This window comes from Bradyrhizobium sp. FW305-F6 (genome assembly GCF_058782905.1).
The window spans coordinates 32,922-53,968 of the sequence record NZ_JBYSYD010000003.1 but is presented as its reverse complement, the minus strand read 5'-3'; the positions used below and the strand labels follow the sequence as shown (position 1 = coordinate 53,968).

Below are 21,047 nucleotides of genomic sequence, written 5' to 3'. Positions count from 1 at the left end.
TGATATCTGCGGGCCAATGCGCTTTTAGACAAGGCCAGCTTTCCTGTCCAGAAACTGTGCAGACAGATCAGAGGGTTGCCGCAGCAGCGCAATCCCGTTGAAAGGCGCCAGTGCCGCGTTGACAGGCTTGGCTCCCCTGTGATCTGTACCCATCTGTATCGTACGGCCACGTCGGGAGAGACCGGCTTTAGGCAGCCGGCGCCGAAGGAGCAACCGCCCCGGAAACTCTCAGGCAAAAGGACCGCGTGGCTTTGACAGCATCTGGAAAGAGGCGCCGACGGGCTTAAGACCCGGACTGCGTCCGCCGACGGGATAATACTCTCAGGCACAGCGACAGATGGGGCTTCGACTGGTGTCCATCGGGGAATCGTCCCCGGGGAACCGCCGAGGGTCCCATGATGCCAGCGCACGACCAAGCCGCCCTGAAACGTACGCCGCTCTACGAGCTCCATGTATCCCTGGGCGGCAAGATGGTCCCGTTCGCGGGCTACGACATGCCCGTGCAGTACCCCGCGGGCGTGCTGAAGGAGCACCTCCATACCCGCTCCAAGGCCGGCCTGTTCGACGTCTCCCATATGGGCCAGCTCCGCTTGCTGCCGAAATCCGGCAAGTGCGAGGACGCCGCCCGCGCGCTGGAGCGGCTGGTGCCGCAGGACATCGTTGCGATCGCGCCGGGACGGCAGCGCTACGCCCAGTTCACCAATGCCGAGGGCGGCATTCTCGACGACCTCATGGTCGCCAATTTCGGCGATCACCTGTTCCTGGTCGTCAACGCCGCCTGCAAGGACGCTGACGAGGCGCATCTGCGCGCGAATCTGTCCGGCGACTGCATCATCGAGCCCCTCGCCGACCGCGCCCTGCTCGCGCTGCAGGGGCCGAAGGCGGAAGCCGTGCTGGCGAAATTCTGTGCAGAGGCCGCGGCCATGACGTTCATGGATGCCGGCCCGCACGAGGTCGCCGGTATCAAATGCTTCGTCTCGCGCTCCGGCTACACCGGCGAGGACGGGTTCGAGATCTCCGCTCCATCAGGCGACGCCACACACCTCGCCAAGCTGCTGCTGGACGATCCGGACGTGCTGCCGATCGGTCTCGGGGCTCGCGACAGCCTGCGGCTGGAAGCGGGGCTCTGCCTCTACGGCCACGACATCGACACCGCGACCACGCCGGTCGAGGCCGCGCTGGAATGGTCGGTGCAGAAGAGCCGCCGCTCCGGCGGGATGCGCGCCGGCGGCTTCCCCGGTGCCGAGAAGATCCTTGCCCATTTCGACGGCGGCGCGCCGCGCCGCCGCGTCGGCCTGCGCGCCGAGGGCCGCGCGCCGGTGCGCGAAGGCGCACCGCTGTTTGCGAACGAGACCGGCGGCGAGCCGATCGGACAGGTCACATCGGGCGGCTTCGGCCCCAGCCTGAACGCGCCGGTCGCGATGGGCTACGTGCCCACCGCATCGAGCGCGCTGGGCACCAAGCTGTTCGCCGAGGTGCGCGGCCAACGATTGCCGGTCGCGGTCGCCGCCATGCCCTTCGTGAAGAACACCTACAAACGCTGAGGACCCCACGATGACCACCACGCTGTACACCTCTGATCACGAATGGTTGGCGATCGACGGCGATGTCGCCACCGTCGGCATCACCGACTACGCCCAGCAGCAGCTCGGCGACGTCGTGTTCGTCGACCTGCCCAAGGTCGGCCGGAGCTTGAAGAAGGCCGAAGCCGCCGCGGTCGTCGAGTCCGTCAAGGCGGCGTCCGACGTCTACGCGCCCGTGACCGGCGAAGTGCTCGAGACCAATGCCGAGCTCGTGGCCGAGCCGGCGCTGGTGAACTCGGACGCGCAAGGCAAGGCCTGGTTCTTCAAGATCAGGATCGCCGACAAAAGCGAGCTCGGCGGCCTGATGGATGAGGCTGCGTACAAGGCACACACGGCGTGAGATGACGCGCGATCTTTCCACATCGTCATGGCCGGGCTTGTCCCTGCCATCCACGTCTCTCTCACGGCACGAAGAACGTGGATGCCCGGGACATAGGCGAGCGAAGCGACGCCGTCCTTCAGACGGCTACGCCCGGGCATGACGGCGAAGACATATGACTTTTAGCGAGGACCCAATGATGACCGCGCACCGCAAGACCAACGGCGACACCGCCGCCTCCTTCGTCCGCCGCCACATCGGCCCCTCCGCGCGCGATGTCACCGCGATGCTCGAGACCGTCGGCGCTAGAAGCGTGGACGCGCTCATGGCGGAGACGCTGCCGGCTTCGATCCGGCAGGCGGCCCCGCTCGACCTCGGCAAGCCGCTCAGCGAGACCGAGGCGATCGCGCACATGACCGAGCTTGCGCGTCAGAACCAGGTGTTCACCTCGCTGATCGGCCAAGGCTATTCCGGCACGATCCTGCCCGCGGTGATCCAGCGCAACATCCTGGAGAACCCGGCCTGGTACACCGCCTACACGCCCTATCAGCCCGAGATCAGCCAGGGCCGGCTGGAAGCGCTGCTCAACTTCCAGACCATGATCTGCGACCTCACCGGGCTCGACGTCGCCAATGCCTCGCTGCTCGATGAAGCCACCGCCGCCGCCGAAGCCATGGCGCTGGCCGAGCGCCACTCCCAGGTGAAGGCAAAGGCCTTCTTCGTCGACAAGGACGTGCATCCGCAGACGCTCGCGGTGATGCGCACCCGCGCCGAGCCGCTCGGCTGGACCCTGGTCGTCGGCGATCCCCTCACCGATCTCGACAAGGCCGACGTGCTCGGTGCGCTGCTGCAATATCCGGGTTCTTCCGGCGCGCTGCGCGACCTCAGGCCCGCCATCGCCGCGCTGAAGGCCAAGGGCGCGCTCGCGATTCTCGCCGCCGATCTGCTGGCGCTGACGCTGCTGGCATCGCCCGGCGAACTCGGCGCCGACATCGCAATCGGCTCGGCCCAGCGCTTCGGCGTGCCGATGGGCTATGGCGGGCCGCATGCGGCCTACATAGCGGTGCGCGATGCGCTGAAGCGTTCGCTGCCGGGCCGCATCGTCGGCCTCTCCGTCGATTCCCGTGGAGCGCCGGCCTATCGGCTTGCGCTGCAGACCCGCGAGCAGCACATCCGCCGCGAGAAGGCGACCTCCAACATCTGCACCGCGCAGGTGCTGCTCGCGGTGATCGCCTCGATGTATGCGGTCTATCACGGTCCCGAAGGCCTCACCCAGATCGCCCGCAACGTGCATCGCCGCACCGCCGTGCTCGCCAGCGGCCTGCGCAAGCTCGGCTTCGCGCCGCAATCAGACAGCTTCTTCGACACGCTCAGCGTCGATGCCGGCGGCAAGCGCGCCGAGATCGTCGCGCGCGCGGCAAGCGAGAAGATCAATCTCGGCATCAGCGACATGGCTCTTCGCATCGCGCTCGACGAGACCACGACGCCTGCGACGGTCGAGGCGGTCTGGCGCGCCTTCGGCGGCTCTCTTGCCTATGCCGAGATCGATGCCGAAACGCGCGAGGCGCTGCCGGACGATCTGAAGCGCACCACCGCTTTCCTCACCCATCCCGTGTTCCACGCGCATCGCTCGGAGACCGAGATGCTGCGCTACATGCGCAAGCTCAGCGATCGCGACCTTGCGCTCGACCGCGCCATGATCCCGCTGGGATCCTGTACCATGAAGCTGAACGCGACCACCGAGATGATGCCGCTGACCTGGCCGGAATTCGGCTCGCTGCATCCGTTCGTGCCGCGCGAGCAGGCGGCCGGCTACCACGCGCTGTTCGCGCGGCTCGAGAAGTGGCTGTGCGACATCACCGGCTATGACGCGATCTCGCTGCAGCCGAACTCCGGCGCGCAGGGCGAATATGCCGGGCTCCTCGCGATCCGCGGCTATCATGCATCGCGCGGCGAGAGCCACCGCAAGATCTGCCTGATCCCCTCCTCCGCCCACGGCACCAATCCGGCGTCGGCCGCGATGGTCGGCATGGACGTCGTGGTCGTGTCTTGCGAGAAGAACGGCGACGTCGACGTCAATGATCTTCGCGCCAAGGCGGAGAAGCATGCGAACAATCTCGCCGCGGTCATGATCACCTATCCCTCGACCCACGGCGTGTTCGAGGAGCACATCCGCGAGATCTGCGACATCGTCCACGGCCATGGCGGCCAGGTCTATCTGGACGGCGCCAACCTCAACGCGCAGGTCGGCCTGTCCAGGCCCGGCGATTACGGCGCCGATGTCAGCCATCTCAACCTGCACAAGACTTTCTGCATCCCGCATGGCGGCGGCGGCCCCGGCATGGGCCCGATCGGCGTCAAGGCGCATCTCGCGCCGTTCCTGCCGGGTCATCCCGTGACGAAGGCCGACGCTCCGGTCGGCCCGGTCTCGGCCGCGCCGTTCGGCTCGGCATCGATCCTGACCATCTCCTACATCTACATCCTGATGATGGGCGGCGAAGGCCTGAAGCGCGCCACCGAAATCGCCATCCTCAACGCCAACTACATCGCAGCGCGTCTCGATCCGCACTTCCCGGTGCTCTACAAGAACGAGAAGGGCCGCGTCGCGCATGAGTGCATCGTTGATCCCCGTCCGCTGAAGGCGACATCGGGCGTCACCGTCGACGACATCGCCAAGCGCCTGATCGATTACGGCTTCCATGCCCCGACCATGAGCTTCCCGGTGCCGGGCACGCTGATGATCGAGCCGACCGAGTCGGAATCGAGGGCCGAGCTCGACCGCTTTTGCGACGCCATGATCGCGATCCGCAAGGAGATCGCCGATGTCGAATCCGGCCGGTTCAAGATCGAGGCTTCGCCCTTGCGTCACGCCCCGCACACCGTGCACGACATTGCGGACGATGATTGGAATCGCGCCTATACCCGCGCCGAGGGTTGCTTCCCCCAGGGCGTCTCGCGCACCGACAAATACTGGAGCCCTGTGGGGCGCGTCGACAACGTCTACGGCGACCGCAACCTCGTATGCTCCTGCCCGCCGGTCAGCGATTACGCGCAAGCCGCGGAGTAGGACGCGACGAAGGTCGCGTAGGGTGGGTTAGCCGCGCGACTGCACAAAGCGCAGTTGCGCGGCGTAACCCACCTCTTCTGTGTCCGCAGATACGAACAGTGGTGGATTGCGCCTTTGGCGAATCCACCCTGCGAATCTGCCCTAAGGCGCCACCAACAGCCGGCTTTCGCGATCCCATCGCCAGAGCTTTTCGTTGGTGAGCTCCGTCCCGCCCCACCAGCGATGGATTCGGTTGTGCCACCACATGTCGTCTTCGCGGGCGAGCAGTGAACGCCCGAGTTCAGTCAGCGTGAGCATCCATTCGCTCCTGCCGAAGTAACGATCCTCATTGTCGAACGCCGGATCGCCCAACAAGAGCGGCGGCGCCGAATAGGCCCCCAATTCGAGCAAAGCGTCACGCGCGTCGTTCTCGTCGAATACATCGCGAATCCATCGCGCGTTCTCGACGAGCCTTGGGTCGGTTTGCCCATCGTTCACGTAATCCAGCAGATCCATTTCAGTTGCACCGAGGCCCGCAATGCTGTCCGGAAGCTCTTCGAGCAGCGCGATGAGCGCTGGTCGAAGTCTCGGCATGATCATCAGATCCGTCATCAGCAGATCAAAACAGGATTCCGGCGTTTCAGCCCGGTAGGCCCGCCAGACCCGGCTTGCCGTCACCAAATGGTTCTCCGTCACCTTGAAGGCCGGCAGCTTCCATTTTGCGACGGACTCCGGAGCATAGTTGCCAATAGTATCGTCCGCATGCACAAGGCTCAGCTTGGTCGTGATCTCCTTGTAAGGGCGAAGCAAGTCGAGCAGCCAGACGAGCACCAGCTGATCGTTGGGTTGTGGATCAACCCATATTTCGATCGAGTCGAACTTCGCGCACAGCTCGAAGAAACCGATATCGCGCGTGCCGAAATCGTCGAGCGATTCACGACAAACTTCATCGAGCCAATGATCGCCGGGATTGCAGTGCTTTTCCGATCGGCGCTCCAGCCCCCTCAAAAGCCGCTCGTCGGAAGGCAGTTTCCTCCAGACAAAACGCGGATAGAACCCGAGCGCGACGTTCGCCAGGCCCGACCGGCGTAGCACGTCTTCCGCACGATCGTTGGTGGTCAGGATCAGACCTGACATGATCGCCTCTCAAATTGATGAGCAATACGGGTGAACACGCGTCAGTCGGGAGCGATCAACAGCCGGCTTTCGCCGTCCCACCGCCACAGCCGTTCATGGGTGAGAAGCGTGCCGCCCCACCAGCGCCGAAGCGGATTATGGCTGCGGAAGTCCTGGTCTCCTGCGAGCACGGCCTTCCCGAAATCCGTGAGCGACAGCCGGGATTGCTTGTAACGCGTATGACGGAGGGCATCATCATGCATGGTCAGCGTGAACGGTCCGTCCTCCAAGCCGGATACGGCCGGCACCGGGCCGCGCGCAAGTTCATCAAGCAACGCGCCCACCTCCCAGTAATCGAAGACGCGCCGCTCGTTGGGCTTTTGATGTCCGGGGAAGACGTCAAAGGGCTGCACCTCGCCCGGTGCGATCAGTTGCAATATCCGTGTTTCCGTGGCCCCAAGGCCGCTGCTCACGTTCGGAAGCTCTTCGAGCAGCGCGACGACGCAAGGCTCGAGCTGCGGAAGCAAGCGCAAATCCGTAGCGAGAAGGTCGTTCCAGGCCAGCGGCGTCGGCGCACGATAAGCGCGCCACGCACGAGCGGCGAGTTCAAGATGGTCTTGCGTGAGCCTGACCATCGGCGGGTTCATCCTGGCCAATTGCTCTGGCGCGACATCGCCCACGGCAAGGTCCAGGCGACGTATCGCGAGCTTGGAAAATACCGCTTTCTCGACGCCGCAATGGTCGAGCAGCCAGAGCAGAAGTAATTGTGCGTTCGGCTCCGGCCCCATCCATAGTTCGGCCGAGTCGCATTCGGACAACAGATCGATCAGTCCGCGCCCCTTCGTGCCAGACCCTTTCAGGCGCCAAACCGGCGTATCGTCGAGCCAGTGCAGGCCATTTGGCTGAGCCGTGCGCGGGGAGAACAATGCCGCGCATTCCGTTTCGGTAGGCGACGGTCCCCGGACGAGGCGACGCTCCAACGCAATGACGCGGTCGGCGAGGCCGGCCCGTTGTATCGCGCTGGCGGCGGACGAGTCTGTCGTCACAATGAGCCGCGTCACGTCGGTCTCCTCACGGCTTCGTCAGGACAGTACCGTAGCGCCACAGCCGATCGTTGGTCAGATGCGTGCCGCCCCACCAGCGATCAATCGGATTATGGCGGCTGAAGTCTTCCTGGCCCGCCAAGACAGCCTTGCCGAACTCGGTCAGGGACAGCCGGCTGCGCAGATAGACTTCATGCCGAGCCCTCAAATTCTCAGGATCGATCGTGCGCAGCTCATCACCCAATCCGGCCACTGCCGGTCTCGGGCCAAGCGCGAGCCCCTCCAGCAACGAGCCCAGCTCGAACTCTCCGAACACATAGGTGCGCCGTTGCGAGCGCAGGTGAAACAATCCATTCGTGTTGGCAAACCCTCTGGCAAGCATCTCCAGAAATCGCATCTCTGTCGCACCAAGCCCGGTCCGGGGTGACGGCAGTTCCGCGAGCAGATCGAGCAGAGCCGGCCGCAGCATCAGCAGAGCACTCAGATCGCGGTGAAGCAAATCCATGCAAGCCTCGGGCGTTGGCGCGCGATAGGCCGACCACGCCGACGTGGCAGTCTCGAACTCCTCCGCAGCGACGCCTACGACAGGAATATGAGGCGCGCTCTTGGCGAAATCATAATCGGGGCTGAAAAACAGGTCGGAGCCCAGCAATCGCAGCCCGAGCTTCCGTGTCAGTGCGGGATAACTGCCGAGGTGATCGAGCAACCAGGCCAGTTGCAGCTGGTCGCGGGGAGCCGCTCCGAACCAGAGTTCGATCTTATCATACGGCTCGCAAAACTCAGCCAGCGACAATTTGCGACCCTGGGCGCCCCGGGGCCAGCTGACCCAATCCGACCAATGTTCGGCATGGCCAAGCTCTGGGGTGTAGGCAGCCAAATAAGCTGAGAGCTTCTCCGCGTACGGGAGCGGTCCCCATTCAAACTCAAAATGGAACGGGATGACGATCTCCGCCAAACCCGATCGAGCGAGATCACTCCCCCCGCCCCAGCCGGTCAAGATCAGCCGCCTCATCGCCCCACCTGATCGACGCAACGCAAAAACCAAACGGGCACCGAAGACGTCGGCAACTCAACGTCCTCAGTGCCCGCTCCTCGCGAAAAACTTTCGCGTTAAGGCTTACTCGTCCGCCGGCTCCTCGCCGTCGGCGTCACGCTCGGGGGTGCCGGCCAGGATCTGTTCGGCGATCAGGCCGGAGTTCTGGCGAATCGCGGTCTCGATCTTGGCGGTCATGTCGGGGTTGGCCTTCAGGAATGCCTTCGAGTTCTCGCGGCCCTGGCCGAGGCGCTGGCTGTCATAGGAGAACCAGGCGCCGGACTTCTCGACGATGCCGGCCTTGACGCCGAGATCGAGGATCTCGCCCATCTTGGAGACGCCCTCGCCGTACATGATGTCGAACTCGACCTGCTTGAAGGGCGGGGCCAGCTTGTTCTTGACCACCTTGACGCGCGTTGTGTTGCCGACCACCTCGTCGCGCTCCTTGATCGCACCGATGCGGCGGATGTCGAGGCGGACGGAGGCGTAGAATTTCAGCGCATTGCCGCCGGTCGTGGTTTCGGGCGAGCCGTACATCACACCGATCTTCATGCGGATCTGGTTGATGAAGATCACCATGGTGTTGGACTTGTTGATCGAGGCCGTCAGCTTGCGCAGCGCCTGGCTCATCAAACGCGCCTGCAGGCCCGGCAGCGCATCGCCCATCTCGCCCTCGAGCTCGGCCTTCGGCACCAGCGCCGCGACCGAATCGATCACCATCACGTCGACCGCACCCGAACGCACCAGCGTGTCGCAGATTTCCAGCGCCTGCTCGCCGGTATCGGGCTGCGAGATCAGGAGCTCGTCGATGTTGACGCCGAGCTTGCGGGCATAGACCGGGTCGAGCGCGTGCTCGGCGTCGATGAAGGCACAGATGCCGCCCTTCTTCTGCGCTTCCGCCACCGTGTGCAGCGCCAGCGTGGTCTTGCCCGAGGATTCCGGCCCGTAGATCTCGACGATGCGCCCCTTGGGCAGGCCGCCGATGCCGAGCGCGATATCGAGCCCGAGCGAGCCGGAGGACACCGCCTCGATGTCCATGGAGCGGTCGTTCTTGCCCAGCTTCATCACCGAGCCCTTGCCGAACTGGCGCTCGATCTGGGAGAGCGCGGCGGCCAGAGCTTTACTCTTGTCCATGGAGGATCCTTCGACGATACGCAGGGCAGTTGCGGACATTGGGTCGTGCTCCTTATGGCGAGGATTCGCGTGAGGGACAAACGGTTGCGAGGCAGCTCGGCGATAAAAGCAACGTACCCTATTTGTTCTAAGTTCGCAATATGTTCTTTTGCGGATTTCTCCTGCACCTATCTGGCTAAATCGTTCTGACCCGTGCCCTGGTTCGTTTTCTCAACTTCAGACCGCAACCTGTGCGAGCCTGTCGCATGTTATTGTTGGCTGCGTAATTTACGGGCACCGTCCTTCTCATCACCGGCAACGATTTATCGGGGCGTCGGTGGCTGAGAGAGTCGCGCGCTCCCGCCTGTCAACGAGGATCCGGGGCAATGGAAGTGGCGGAACACACCAGCACCGAGCGCACCCCTCGGTGCGACGATTGCCGAACACCGACAAGATTCCGCGCCCGTATTCTCGACGTTCGCAAGAACGGTCATGTCAACGTCTACGATTGCCCGACCTGCAAGCGCCTGTATTGGAGCGAGTAAGGCCGATTCAGCTGGCGGGCCCGATTTCAAGGGCCGTTTCCGCCCGTGTCAGCAACAGTCGCACCCAGGCTCACCGAGCTTCTGACAGCCGGCGTTTGGCGTGAGAATTCGGCATGGCTGCCCCAATGGGACACCACCCGGATGTCAGCGGCTCCCATTCGTGCGGCCGACGGCGGTTTGCCTGCAACACAGGCGGCCGAACATGACCTGCCTCAACGACGCGCGGCCGGCGCGCCGTCATGTTTCCGTAATCCTGCGGCACCGAACCTTTTCGCGGTCTTCGGCCTTCTGTGGGGTGGGACCGCAACACTGGGAAGCTCAGGTCATGACGGACAACAACAACACGCATCACGATACGATCGGGCGCAAGCCCCTGCTCGACGCAGCGCGCGAGGAGATGGTGAAGTTCGAGCGCAAGGAGAACGAGTTCCGCAGGAAGGACCGCGAAGAGCGCGCCGCCCAGCTCCATCTGCCCTTGGACGAGATCAGGATCAACTGAGCCCGTCAGGAGGAACCCAGGCGCGCAACCTCCTGGGATGGGCGCCTGGCTTCGACCGCAGACTGCGAGACGAAACCGCGGATAGGTATCTAAATACCAATATTAAGCTATTGGCTATGCAGGGAATTTTCCCGGCGGCCTACTGTGCATGGGGTTGTTTCCACCTTTTTGAAAAGGCGGGCGTGCGCCGCTCGTCCGGCGCGGTTGCATTGCCGCCAGGGCCGTCGCCTACAGCACCGCCAACAGCACCAGGCCGATCACCAGCACAAGGAAGCCAGCCGCCGTCGCGGCGGCGAATGACCGCTCTACGTTGTCCATGATGCCACCCCATTATCGGCGGGCCACGTTTCCCCCATGGCTGCGCCGAACGGATGAAATCTTGCCGACGGGTATGTCGGCAGTGGTGCGAGCGGATGTCCAAATTTGGACGGCCGCGGGGCCAGTCTGAGGCCTTCGATCGTCGCACCCGCGGGCGGCTGATGCCGCCGGCGGTCAGGCCGTCTCGGTCTCCGATAGCGATTCCTCATGCCTGCCGCCCGGCACGCGGGTCCCGCTCCTCCTGCGTCAGGCGCAGCGAGAAGGCGCGGATCGCGGGCGCCGCCAGCAGCACCACCGGCAGCATCGCAGCCCATGCGATCAGCCACGACACCATCCAGTGCCGGATGAAGAGCATCGGGCTGTCGGCGGGCAGGCTGGCAATTCCCGACGCGACCAGCGAGGTCAGTCCCGACTGGATGATGCCGAAGACGAAATGAGAGTAGCGGCGGGGAATGCCGAGCATATGGGTCCCACGGTTGCTTGCCCGCGATCAGGCAAGCAAGGCATATGCCGCCCCGCAACGGAACCAGGCTGCGGTGGCCTACGCGATGAATCCAGGAACTTTGTTCATGGTGGGAGAACCACGGAGCTCAGTCCTGATGGGCGGTCCGCGGCCGCGTCAGTCGGCGCTGGGCAGCCGCCGCATGGTGAACTCGATGTCGCCGCCGGGCAGCTCGCGCCAGGTCTCGACCGCACTCATATAGCCGGCCTTGGGGTAGCGCGCGAAGAAGGCCAGCGCCCTCTCCCGCGCCGCCGCACGCGGCAGCGTGAAGGTCTCGCGCAGATAGCCGTCGCCGGCGGTTTGGCCCGGCTTGCCGGCCTTGCGCCGGCGCGCCATCCGCTCGGCGAGATCCCGCGGACGATCGGCCATGTCCTGCCACTCCTTGACGCGCTACTCTTGGCAGAATGTAGGGCCTGGGCGGGCTCAAGAGGAGTCCCGGCCGAAGGGCGTTGGGCGCCCCCGGGACGGAGCTTGCGCTCAGTTGGCGGCCGTCCCGCTCTTGGTCTTCTTCGGCGCGCTGGTCGCGGCCGAGGCCTTCGGCGCGGCCGGCTGCTTCGGCGGATCGGCGCGCATGCCGCCCCAGGGATCGTTGGACCCCTTGGAATCCGGAATCTTCTTCAGCGTTTCCTTGTAGGCCCTGTCCCGCTCGGCTTCGGCGGCCTTCTCCTCCGGGGTCTTGCTCGGCGCGTCCTGCAGCAAATTCAGATTGGGCATTTGCGCGTAGGCAGGTCCCGCCAGCACGGCCAGCACCGCGGCCAAACGGAAAAGCTTCATCATCCACTCCTTAGATCATCCACGCGGCGCGGATCGCCCGCGCCATCTCGTCCCGCCACGAGCCGGACCGCTCAAGGCCGCGCGGGCCACTAAAGCCGATCCGATCGGCATGATTTGGGCGCATGCAGCCAGTCGTCCCAGATCGGACCGCATTTGGTGCACCCGCTCAGCGCAAAACCGAGCGCGACCATGCAAAAGACCAGGACACACCGACGCAACATCATCCACCCGCACCCGAGCGGGGCATCATACCGGGCCAAGTCAGGCATTTTCAAGCCGAGCCGGCCGTCGCGAGACCGGGTGACTTTGCCGCGCCGATGCGCGCACAATGAGGGCGGAAACATCCGGCAATAGAGGAGAGCGCGACAGCAATGCAAACGCAGCCAGAAGCCGAGTTCGGCCTCGCCGACGCCCGGCGTATCCTCGGCGAGGTCTTTGCGCCCTGGGTCCAGGATCTCGATCTCGCGGTCGAGCGCATCGAGCATGCCCAGCCGGCGGAGGTCGCGGACTGGCAGCCGGGCGCGATCCTGCGCATGCCGTTTTCGGAACGGTTGTGCCGGAACGGCGGCGTGGTCTGCGGCCAGGCCCTGATGGCGCTCGCCGACACCGCCATGGTGATCGCGATCCTCGCCGCCAATCGCGGCTACCGTCCCATGACGACGGTCGACCAGACCACGCATTTCATGCGCGCGGTGTCCTCATCGGACGTGCTGGCGGACGCGCGCGTGGTGCGGCTCGGGCGCACGATGAGCTTCGGCCGGGTCACGCTGCTCTCGGCCGCCGACAGCAAGCCGGTCGCGATGGTGTCGAGCGCCTTCGCAATGCTGCCGGGGTGAAGGCGGCCTTTGAAGAAAGAGAGCCACGTGGAGCGAAAGCTCGACGCGATCATGAAGGACAGGACAACGCCAACGCGGCTCGTCCCGTCGTCCATTTAGGTCAGCACGACCGCGATGTCGTCTTCGCCGCTGTCGAGGAACTGCTTGCAGCTTCATTTCGGCTTCTTGGCAGGTTCGCTCGTGCGGGCGCCGCCCCACGGGTCGTACTTGTCCTTGGGCTCGGGAATGCGCTCGAGCGCCGCCTTGTAGGCCTTTTCGTCGACCTTGGGCACATTGTCCGCAGGCTTGGCCCCGTCATTGGGCTAGCGCCGCCCCTGCGCCTCCGCCGACCCAGCCGTCAGCGCCAGCACCGCCGCCGCCATGACCAAAATCCTCATCGATGCAATCCCCTTCGTGTGGGGTACAAACTAGCCCGCTATCGCGAAATAGCAAAATGGCGCGGGTTCAGGACGGGGCGGTGCTTCAGCAAATCTTGATCGGCCGTGACTTCGTCGAATCGCATTCGTGCCTATCTGTTGGCCCGCAGGGGATCTTCACGGATGTTGCGGATTATTGCTCACGCGGCGCTGTCCGCCGGCGTGCTCGTACTCGCCGGCTGCGGCTTTGCCGACAGCCGCGCGCCGGTGCCTGAGTTCATGCGGATGAAGGAGACCGAGCAACCCCCGCCCGAAGCCGCCCCGGACGTCAAGCGCCTGGTGCGCGAGCAGATCGACGCCGTCTTTCTCGCAACGTCCTATCCGCGCGAGGTGCAGGTCGCCCCGCCCCACCGCGAGTTGCGAGGACCGGGCTGGACGGCGTGCGTCCGTGCGCAGCTCACCTCCGCGACAGGCACGCCGCTCGGCGCCCAGACCTACATCGTGACCATCAACGGCGGGAAAGTCGTGGACCGAAGGCGGGCGGAGGCCGACGACATCTGCGGCACGGAGACATACGAGCGGATTTAGGAACCCATTCTCCAACACGTTCCGGGAAAAACAAGCACTGCACCGGGAACGATCACGGCCTCCCTTTCTTGTTACCGCCGAGGGCAGCTTCGAGGAGGACATGATGAGGACGTTGACAATTGCGCTGCTGGCGGGCGTGGGGGCCTTGGCAGCCGCCTCGGGGGCGAAGGCTTCCGATATCTATACGAGCAGCGAATACGCCAATCCGGATCTCGTGCAGCAGGTCCGGCTCGTCTGCGACGATTCCGGCCGTTGCTATCGCACGCGCAGCGGTTCGCGCGTGATCGTGCGCGATTCCTATAACTCCATGCCGCGCGACCGCTACGAGCGCCGGACCTATCATCGCCACTACGATGACGGCCCCCGCACCGGCGTCGGCATTCGCGCCCCTGGCGTCAGCGTCGGCGTGGGCGTCGGTGACCGCTGGTAGTCATTGACGGAAGAGAAAACGGGTCCGGACGAGCAAATCGTCCGGTCCCGTTTGCAACATCGTATTCAGCAACCGCCGCTATACCGCGCTCGATTTCTGCTGGAACTGTTCGTAGGCGGCGATCGCATCGGCGGCGTACATCAAGGACGGTCCGCCGCCCATGTAGACGGCCATGCCGAGCGTCTCCTCGACCTCCTGCCGCGTCGCACCAAGCTTGACGAGCGCCTCGGTGTGAAAGCCGATGCAGCCGTCGCAATGCGCGGCGACGCCGAGCGCCAGCGCGATCAGCTCCTTGGTCTTCTTGTCCAGCGCGCCATCGCGGGTGGCGGCCTGCGCGAGCACGGCAAATCCCTTCATGGTGTCGGGAATGTCGCTCCTCAGCTTCTTCAGGTTGTCAGAGATGTTCCTAGTGATGTCGACGTAGTTCTTGTCCATCGATTCCTCGCTAGCTGGATTTGGTTGTGGTTGAGACCTCGCGCGGCGCGCGCAAGGCGATGTAGATCGCGGGTATCACCAACACGGTGAGCAGCGTCGAGGACGCGAGCCCGAACAGGAGCGAGATCGCCAATCCCTGGAAAATCGGATCGAGCAGGATGGTTGCGGCACCAATCATGGCCGCAAGCGCGGTGAGCAGGATCGGCTTGAAGCGGACGGCTCCGGCCTCCAGCACCACCTCGCGGAGCGATCTGCCCTCGCCGCCGCTGTGCCGGATGAAATCGACCAGCAGGATCGAATTACGCACGATGATGCCGGCCAGCGCGATGAAGCCGATCATCGAGGTCGCGGTGAACGGCGCACCCAGGAGCCAGTGCCCGATCAGGATGCCGATCAGCGTCAGCGGAATCGGCGTCAGGATCACGAGCGGCAGGCGGAAGCTCCTGAACTGGGCCACGACCAGCACGTAAATGCCGAGGATCGCCGCACCGAAAGCCGCGCCCATGTCGCGGAAGGTCACCCAGGTGATTTCCCATTCGCCGTCCCACAACAGCGTCGGGCGCGACTCGTCCGACGGCTGGCCGTGCAGACTGATCGCGGGCTTCGGCAGCTTGCCCCAATCGTGGGCCTCGACGCGATCGGCCACCGCGAGCATGCCGTAGAGCGGCGCCTCGAAACGTCCCGCGAGCTCGGCCATCACCATGTCGGCGAAGCGGCCGTCACGACGGAAGATCGTCGGCGAGCCCTCCTCCACGGTCGCCTTCACGACCTGGCCGAGCTCCACCACGGTCTTGCTGCCGGGCAGCGTATTGGCCGGCACCGGCGTGGAGGCCAGAGCCTCGTCCCAAACCAGAGCGCGCTTTCCGAGGCGCACCGCGATCTCGATCGGGTTGCGGTCCTCGCCCCGATGCGAATAGCCGACCGAAGTGCCGCCGAACAGCGTCTGGATCGTGTCGTAAACGTCGCGCTGCTCGACGCCGAAGAATTCGAGCCGGTCCTGGTCGATCGAGAGCCGCAACCGCGGCCGCTTCTCGCCGATCGAATCATCGATGTCGACGATGAACGGCACCTCCGCGAAGATTTTCTTGAGCTCTGCAGTGACCGCCCGGCGCGTGGTCGCATCCGGACCATAGACCTCGGCGAGCAGCGTCGATAGCACCGGCGGGCCGGGCGGCACTTCGACCACCTTGATGCTGGTCCCCGGGGGCGGGCCAAGCGCCTTCAGCTTCTCGCGTAGCTCGAGCGCGATCTCATGGCTCGCGCGCTTGCGCTGGCCGCGCGCAGCCAGGTTGACCTGCACCTCGCCGAGCTCTGGCCTTTCCCGCAAGTAGTAGTGCCGCACCAGGCCGTTGAAATTGAAGGGAGCGGGGGTGCCGGCATAGGATTGCAGCGAGGTGACCTCCGGCAATTGCCGCGCAATCTCGGCCGCGCCGAACAGGGTGCGCTCGGTCGCCTCCAGGCTCGCCCCTTCCGGCAGGTCGACGACCACGGCGATCTCGGACTTGTTGTCGAACGGCAGCAGCTTGACCGTCACCGACTTGGTCGCGAACAGCGTCATCGAGAGCAACGTCGCGATGCCGACGCCGAGCAGGAACAGCCAGGCCGAGCGCTTGCTCCGCACGATCGGCGCGGCGAAGCGCCGGTACAGCCGGCCGAGCCGACCTTCATCGTGGCCCGCATGCGCCGAAGCGATGTCGCCCTTCGGCGCGAGCTTGAGCATCAGCCACGGCGCCACCACCATGGCGACGAAGAACGAGAACAGCATGGCAGCCGACGCATTGGCCGGGATCGGCGCCATATAGGGCCCCATCAGGCCCGACACGAACAGCATCGGCAACAGTGCGGCGACCACGGTCAACGTCGCGACGATGGTGGGGTTGCCGACCTCGGCCACGGCCTCGATCGTCGCCTGCAAGCGCGGGCGGCCGTCACGCATGGCCCAGTGCCGCGCGATGTTCTCGACGACGACGATGGCGTCGTCGACGAGAATGCCGATCGAGAAGATCAGCGCGAACAGGCTGACGCGGTTGATGGTGTAGCCCATCAAATTGGCGGCGAACATCGTGAGCAGGATCGTCGTCGGAATCACGACGAAGGTCACCAGCGCTTCGCGCCAGCCGATCGCGATCGCGATCAGAACGACGATCGAGACGGTCGCGAGGGCAAGGTGGAACAGCAGCTCGTTGGCCTTCTCGTTGGCCGTCTCGCCGTAGTCGCGCGTCACCGTCACCTGGATATCTTCGGGAAGAAGGCGCGACTTCAGTCCTTCGAGGCGTTCGGCGATGCTCTCGGACACGACAACCGCGTTGGCGCCGGCCCGCTTGGCCAGCGCCAGGCTGACGGCAGGCGTGCGCGTCCACTGTCCGGCGCTGTCACGTGATTCGGTCCAGACCCGATGCTCGACGGTGCTCGGGCCGACGATGACGGAGGCGACGTCCTTGACGTAGACCGGCCGGCCGTCGCGGCTGGTGATCAGCAATAGTCCGATATCGGGAATGCCGGACAGCGTCTGGCCCGCCGCGACGCTCCGCACGATGCCGGCATCGCGGACCTGGCCCGCCAGGAACGAGCGGTTGGCGTCCTTGACCTTGGCCACGAGCTGCTGGAGCGTGATGCCGAACAGCGACAGCTTCTCGGGATCCGGCTCGACCCGGATCTGTTGCGCCGCGCCGCCGGATATGTAGGTCAGCCCGATATTGTCGACCTTCATCAGTTCCGCACGCAACTTGTCTGCGAGCTCGTAGAGGTCCTTGTCGGTCCAAAGGCTGGCAGCTTCCGGCTTCGGCGATAGCGTCAATACAGTGACCGCGACGTCATTGATGCCCCGGCCGACGATCAGCGGCTCGGGAATGCCGACGGGAATGCGGTCGAGATTGGCGCGGATCTTCTCGTGCACCCGCAGGATGGCGTCCTCGGACTTGGTGCCGACCAGGAAACGCGCGGTGACCATGACGCGGTCGTCCTCCGTCTGGCTGTAGACGTGCTCGACGCCGTCGATGCCCTTGACGATCGACTCCAGCGGCTTGCTCACCAGCTCCACCGCGTCCGGCCCGCGCAGGCCGTCGGCGTTGACGCGGATGTCCACCATGGGAACGCTGATTTGCGGCTCCTCTTCCCGCGGGATCGCGACCACGGCGATCAACCCCACGACCAGCGAAGCGAGCAGGAACAGCGGCGTCAGCGGCGATGCGATCGTCGCCCTGGTCAAGCGTCCCGACAGCCCGAGATTCACGGCCGCACCAATTGGTCGCCGGCCGAAATGCCGGACAGGATCTCGAGTCCATCGGGAAGCGCCGGCGTCGGCAATTCGCGGCCACGCTGCACCGGCACGTCGATCGTTCCGTTATTTTTTTGAAGCTGGACGTAGTCGATGCCGAACCGGGTCGTCACGTAGCTGGAGGGGATGACGAACGCTGTTCGCGTGCCGCCGGAGACCCAGACCCGCAGGCGGTCGCCGACGAAATATTCGCCGAGACCCTCGACCGTTGCATCCGCGATGACGCGCCCCTCCTCGATCTGCGGATAGACGAGATCGATGACGCCGGACTTTGCGGCCTCTCCGGCGAATTCCGCGCCGTCGACGCGGATCCTATCCCCCGCCTTGAGGAAGCGCGCATGCCGCTCCGGCACGCGAAGCCGCAGCTTGAAATTCTGTTGGGCGACGGTGACGATCGGATCGCCCGCGAGCACGACGGACCCCACGGTGATCAGTCGCTTCAGCACGCGGCCGTCCGCCGGTGCGAGCACCTGTCCCTGGTTGAGCTGCTCGTTGATCACCGCACGTTCGGCAGTCTTGGCGCGCAGTCCGTTCTCGGCGACGTTCAGCGCCGTGCGCTGCTCGTCCAGCTTGATGCGCGGCAGGATACCGCGCTCGACCAGGCCCTCGGTCCGGGTGAAGTCGAGCTGCGCCTGGTTCGCCTGCGCCTGCAGCGCCTCGATCTGCGCGTCGAGCGATTTCATCTGCAGAACGAGCTTTTCGTCGCCGATGGTCGCGATCGCCTGACCGGCGGCGACGCGATCTCCTTCCCTGACCTTGAGCTGAGCCACCGTGCCGCCGATCCGCCCGCGCGCCGGCACCACGCTGGTGCTTTCGACCGTGGCGAATACGGCCTTTTGATCGGCGACCGATTGCCGTGCGACCACGAGCGCCTCGGCCGCGGTCGCCGATGCTCCGGGCAGGCCGATGGCCGCAAAGGCGGCCATCAAGCCCAAATATCTCGCCAGACGTCGCATGTGATAGGTCCGTGTCATATAAAGCACCACCACGCTGCCTTGCAGCTCATGTCATCTGCATTGGAATGGGGCGTGTTGATCCTGCTCAAGGCGCCGCCTCCCGAACTCTCCTAGGATTCACTTGGTCCTTGCGGACTTCGGCGCGCAGAACGCTTGATAGAGCGTCTTGAGCACCTCGCGCGCCGGCTCGCTCGATATCGAATAGAAGATCGTCTGCGCCTCGCGCCGGGCGGACACCAAGCCATCCTTGCGAAGGAGCGCAAGATGTTGGGAGACCGTGGAGTCCCGCAGGCTCAGAAACTCGGCGAGTTCGCCGACCGACCGCTCACCATCGATCAGCTGGCAGATGATCAGCAGACGGTGCCGGTTGGCGAGTGCCTTCAGCAGCTCGCTCGCCTGATCCGCCGCCCGTTCCATGATTTCAGCATTAACCTTCATACTTGCGTATATACGCATTTACGAATATATCGTCAAGCGCCGCACGACGGCCGGAGCTCAACCGGCGGAGCGGTTTGATCCAACGGAGGAACCCATGGCGGAAGTCGTCGTAATTGGAGCCGGTCTGAGCGGAACGCTGATGGCCTATGAATTGCTGCCCCAGTTGAGAAAGGAAGATCGCCTCAGCGTCGTCTCGCAAGGCGCCGTCTATCACTTCGTCCCATCGAATCCCTGGGTCGCAGTCGGCTGGCGCAAGCGCGAAGAGATCGAGATCGATCTCGCTGACGTCATGAAGCGCAAGGGAGTGCGGCTGCTGACGCAGGGCGCGAGGCGCGTCCACCCGACCGAGAACCGTGTCGAGCTCGGCGACGGCACGTCGATCGATTATGACTATCTGGTCGTCGCGACCGGTCCTGAACTGGCGTTCGACGAGATCCCGGGTCTCGGTCCGCAAGGCCATACCCAGTCGATCTGCCACGTCGATCATGCCGCGCATGCCCGTCAAGCCTTCGAGCAACTCGCGGCGAATCCCGGCCCGGTCGTGATCGGCGCCGTGCAGGGCGCGTCCTGCTTCGGGCCCGCCTACGAGTTCCTCTTCATCCTGGAGACGGAGCTGCGCCGGCGAAAGCTGCGCGACCGCGTCCCGATGACGTTCGTCACGTCCGAGCCGTATATCGGACATCTCGGCCTCGACGGCGTCGGAGACACCAAGGGCCTCCTGGAAAGCGAGATGCGCGAGAAGCACATCAAGTGGATCACCAATGCCCGCGTCGATAGGGTCGCTCCCGGCCTGATGTCGGTGGAGGAGTTCGCCGACGACGGCACGTCCCGCAAGGTTCACGAGCTGCCATTCGCCTATTCCATGATGTTGCCGGCCTTTCGCGGCGTCGAGGCGTTGCGCGGCATCGAGAAACTGACCAACCCACGAGGCTTCGTCGTCGTCGACAAGCACCAGCAAAGTCCCGCTTATCCCAAAGTCTTCGCGGTCGGGGTCTGCGTCGCGATCGCGCCGGTCGGCGCGACGCCGGTACCGGTCGGCGTCCCCAAGACCGGCTTCATGATCGAATCCATGGTGACGGCGACCGCGATGAACATCGGCGCCCTGCTTCGCGGCAAGGCGCCCACGGCGCAGCCGACCTGGAACGCGATCTGCCTCGCGGACTTCGGCGACTCCGGCGTTGCGTTCTTGGCGCAGCCGCAGATCCCGCCGCGAAACGTCAATTGGTCCTCCAAGGGCGAGTGGGTGCACCTCGCCAAGGTCGCCTTCGAGAAATACTTCCTGCGCAAGATGCGGCGCGGTGAGAGCGAGCCGTTCTACGAACGCTTCGTTCTCGACAAGCTGAACATCGCCAAGCTCAAGGAGGTCCGAACCGGTACATGAGCAACACACGCCAGATCGTCTGCGGCAGTTGCGGACGCATCAACCGCCTCCCCGCCGAACGCGCACCGGAAGGTGCGCGTTGCGGCGCCTGTCACCAGCCCATGTTCACCAGTCATCCGATCGAGGTGGACGAGGAAGCGTTCGGCCGCCATGTCGCCAGCAACGACATTCCCGTGCTGGTCGACGTCTGGGCACCGTGGTGCGGTCCGTGCCGGGCCATGGCGCCGATGTTCGAGCGCGCCGCGCAGCAGCTGGAGCCGAAAGTCCGGCTCTTGAAGCTCAATTCGGATAACGCACCCGCATTGTCGTCGCGCCTCGGCATCAGCGGCATCCCGACCCTGCTGCTGATGCGCGGCGGCCGCGAGATCGCCCGCCATGCCGGCGCGATGGATGCCCGCAGCATCGTCGCCTGGACCGAAGCCGGCCTCACCCGTTCTTAACTCGCCAACAAAAGGAGCC

Annotated in this window: 20 protein-coding genes, 1 pseudogene and 1 riboswitch; of the genes and pseudogenes, 9 read left to right on the top strand and 12 right to left on the bottom strand. The window is 64.8% G+C overall.

Going from position 1 to position 21,047, the window contains the following annotated elements:
* The first annotated feature begins 162 nt into the window (after positions 1 to 162).
* A riboswitch (glycine riboswitch) is annotated at positions 163 to 253 on the top strand.
* Between the two features lie 142 nt (positions 254 to 395).
* The 3 genes from gcvT (at position 396) to gcvP (ending at position 4,969) form a co-directional block, all read left to right on the top strand.
* Positions 396 to 1,544 (top strand): glycine cleavage system aminomethyltransferase GcvT, encoded by a 1,149-nt coding sequence (gene gcvT, locus AC3WLX_RS20560; protein ID WP_492337367.1) that lies wholly within the window; start codon positions 396 to 398, stop codon positions 1,542 to 1,544.
* Positions 1,545 to 1,554: 10 nt separating this feature from the next.
* Positions 1,555 to 1,923 carry a glycine cleavage system protein GcvH gene (gcvH, locus tag AC3WLX_RS20555; protein WP_492337366.1) on the top strand — a complete coding sequence of 123 codons (369 nt, stop codon included), beginning with the start codon at positions 1,555 to 1,557 and terminating at the stop codon, positions 1,921 to 1,923.
* A 178-nt stretch (positions 1,924 to 2,101) separates the two neighbouring features.
* Positions 2,102 to 4,969, top strand: a complete 2,868-nt coding sequence (gene gcvP / locus AC3WLX_RS20550) for an aminomethyl-transferring glycine dehydrogenase (protein ID WP_492337900.1) — start codon at positions 2,102 to 2,104, stop codon at positions 4,967 to 4,969.
* Positions 4,970 to 5,110: 141 nt separating this feature from the next.
* On the opposite strand, the gene AC3WLX_RS20545 is transcribed toward gcvP, so the two are convergent.
* The 4 genes from AC3WLX_RS20545 to recA form a co-directional block, all read right to left on the bottom strand.
* Positions 5,111 to 6,085: a hypothetical protein gene (locus tag AC3WLX_RS20545; RefSeq protein ID WP_492337365.1), complete on the bottom strand. Its 975-nt coding sequence runs from the start codon at positions 6,083 to 6,085 to the stop codon at positions 5,111 to 5,113.
* 41 nt (positions 6,086 to 6,126) lie between these two features.
* On the bottom strand, positions 6,127 to 7,125 hold the full coding sequence (locus AC3WLX_RS20540; RefSeq protein WP_492337364.1) for a hypothetical protein: 999 nt from the start codon (positions 7,123 to 7,125) through the stop codon (positions 6,127 to 6,129).
* 10 nt (positions 7,126 to 7,135) lie between these two features.
* On the bottom strand, positions 7,136 to 8,119 hold the full coding sequence (locus AC3WLX_RS20535; protein WP_492337363.1) for a hypothetical protein: 984 nt from the start codon (positions 8,117 to 8,119) through the stop codon (positions 7,136 to 7,138).
* A gap of 105 nt (positions 8,120 to 8,224) precedes the next feature.
* Positions 8,225 to 9,313, bottom strand: coding sequence for a recombinase RecA (gene recA, locus AC3WLX_RS20530; RefSeq protein WP_061026216.1), 1,089 nt, complete (start codon positions 9,311 to 9,313; stop codon positions 8,225 to 8,227).
* 810 nt (positions 9,314 to 10,123) lie between these two features.
* On the opposite strand from recA, the gene AC3WLX_RS20525 reads away from it, so the two are divergent.
* Complete coding sequence (locus tag AC3WLX_RS20525; RefSeq protein WP_492337362.1) at positions 10,124 to 10,297, top strand: hypothetical protein; 174 nt, start codon at positions 10,124 to 10,126, stop codon at positions 10,295 to 10,297.
* Positions 10,298 to 10,820: 523 nt separating this feature from the next.
* Here the strand turns inward: AC3WLX_RS20525 and AC3WLX_RS20520 are convergent.
* The 3 genes from AC3WLX_RS20520 to AC3WLX_RS20510 form a co-directional block, all read right to left on the bottom strand.
* Positions 10,821 to 11,078, bottom strand: coding sequence for a DUF2798 domain-containing protein (locus AC3WLX_RS20520; RefSeq protein ID WP_291626039.1), 258 nt, complete (start codon positions 11,076 to 11,078; stop codon positions 10,821 to 10,823).
* 156 nt (positions 11,079 to 11,234) lie between these two features.
* Positions 11,235 to 11,486 (bottom strand): hypothetical protein, encoded by a 252-nt coding sequence (locus tag AC3WLX_RS20515; protein ID WP_492337361.1) that lies wholly within the window; start codon positions 11,484 to 11,486, stop codon positions 11,235 to 11,237.
* A gap of 108 nt (positions 11,487 to 11,594) precedes the next feature.
* Positions 11,595 to 11,891 carry a hypothetical protein gene (locus AC3WLX_RS20510; RefSeq protein WP_291626042.1) on the bottom strand — a complete coding sequence of 99 codons (297 nt, stop codon included), beginning with the start codon at positions 11,889 to 11,891 and terminating at the stop codon, positions 11,595 to 11,597.
* Between the two features lie 371 nt (positions 11,892 to 12,262).
* Here AC3WLX_RS20510 and AC3WLX_RS20505 point away from each other — a divergent pair, with 371 nt between their 5' ends.
* On the top strand, positions 12,263 to 12,727 hold the full coding sequence (locus AC3WLX_RS20505; RefSeq protein ID WP_291626044.1) for a PaaI family thioesterase: 465 nt from the start codon (positions 12,263 to 12,265) through the stop codon (positions 12,725 to 12,727).
* A gap of 152 nt (positions 12,728 to 12,879) precedes the next feature.
* Here the strand turns inward: AC3WLX_RS20505 and AC3WLX_RS20500 are convergent.
* A pseudogene (locus tag AC3WLX_RS20500) lies at positions 12,880 to 13,104 on the bottom strand (hypothetical protein).
* A gap of 162 nt (positions 13,105 to 13,266) precedes the next feature.
* On the opposite strand from AC3WLX_RS20500, the gene AC3WLX_RS20495 reads away from it, so the two are divergent.
* Positions 13,267 to 13,671, top strand: coding sequence for a hypothetical protein (locus AC3WLX_RS20495; protein WP_492337360.1), 405 nt, complete (start codon positions 13,267 to 13,269; stop codon positions 13,669 to 13,671).
* A gap of 100 nt (positions 13,672 to 13,771) precedes the next feature.
* Positions 13,772 to 14,101, top strand: coding sequence for a hypothetical protein (locus AC3WLX_RS20490; protein ID WP_492337359.1), 330 nt, complete (start codon positions 13,772 to 13,774; stop codon positions 14,099 to 14,101).
* Between the two features lie 78 nt (positions 14,102 to 14,179).
* On the opposite strand, the gene AC3WLX_RS20485 is transcribed toward AC3WLX_RS20490, so the two are convergent.
* From AC3WLX_RS20485 to AC3WLX_RS20470, 4 genes are all read right to left on the bottom strand, one after another.
* Positions 14,180 to 14,536 (bottom strand): carboxymuconolactone decarboxylase family protein, encoded by a 357-nt coding sequence (locus AC3WLX_RS20485; RefSeq protein WP_492337358.1) that lies wholly within the window; start codon positions 14,534 to 14,536, stop codon positions 14,180 to 14,182.
* Positions 14,537 to 14,546: 10 nt separating this feature from the next.
* A complete protein-coding gene (locus tag AC3WLX_RS20480) occupies positions 14,547 to 17,768 on the bottom strand; it encodes an efflux RND transporter permease subunit (RefSeq protein ID WP_492337357.1) in 3,222 nt (1,073 codons plus the stop codon).
* Positions 17,765 to 18,739: an efflux RND transporter periplasmic adaptor subunit gene (locus AC3WLX_RS20475; protein WP_492337356.1), complete on the bottom strand. Its 975-nt coding sequence runs from the start codon at positions 18,737 to 18,739 to the stop codon at positions 17,765 to 17,767. Before AC3WLX_RS20475 ends, AC3WLX_RS20480 begins: the two co-directional genes overlap by 4 nt.
* 147 nt (positions 18,740 to 18,886) lie before the next feature.
* Entirely contained in the window at positions 18,887 to 19,186 is a 300-nt protein-coding gene (locus tag AC3WLX_RS20470; protein WP_193760522.1) for an ArsR/SmtB family transcription factor, read from the bottom strand.
* Positions 19,187 to 19,301: 115 nt separating this feature from the next.
* Between AC3WLX_RS20470 and AC3WLX_RS20465 the strand changes: the two genes are divergently transcribed.
* Positions 19,302 to 20,588: an NAD(P)/FAD-dependent oxidoreductase gene (locus tag AC3WLX_RS20465; RefSeq protein WP_291626703.1), complete on the top strand. Its 1,287-nt coding sequence runs from the start codon at positions 19,302 to 19,304 to the stop codon at positions 20,586 to 20,588.
* A complete protein-coding gene (gene trxC / locus AC3WLX_RS20460; RefSeq protein WP_492337355.1) occupies positions 20,585 to 21,028 on the top strand; it encodes a thioredoxin TrxC in 444 nt (147 codons plus the stop codon). Before AC3WLX_RS20465 ends, trxC begins: the two co-directional genes overlap by 4 nt.
* Positions 21,029 to 21,047 lie beyond the last annotated feature (19 nt).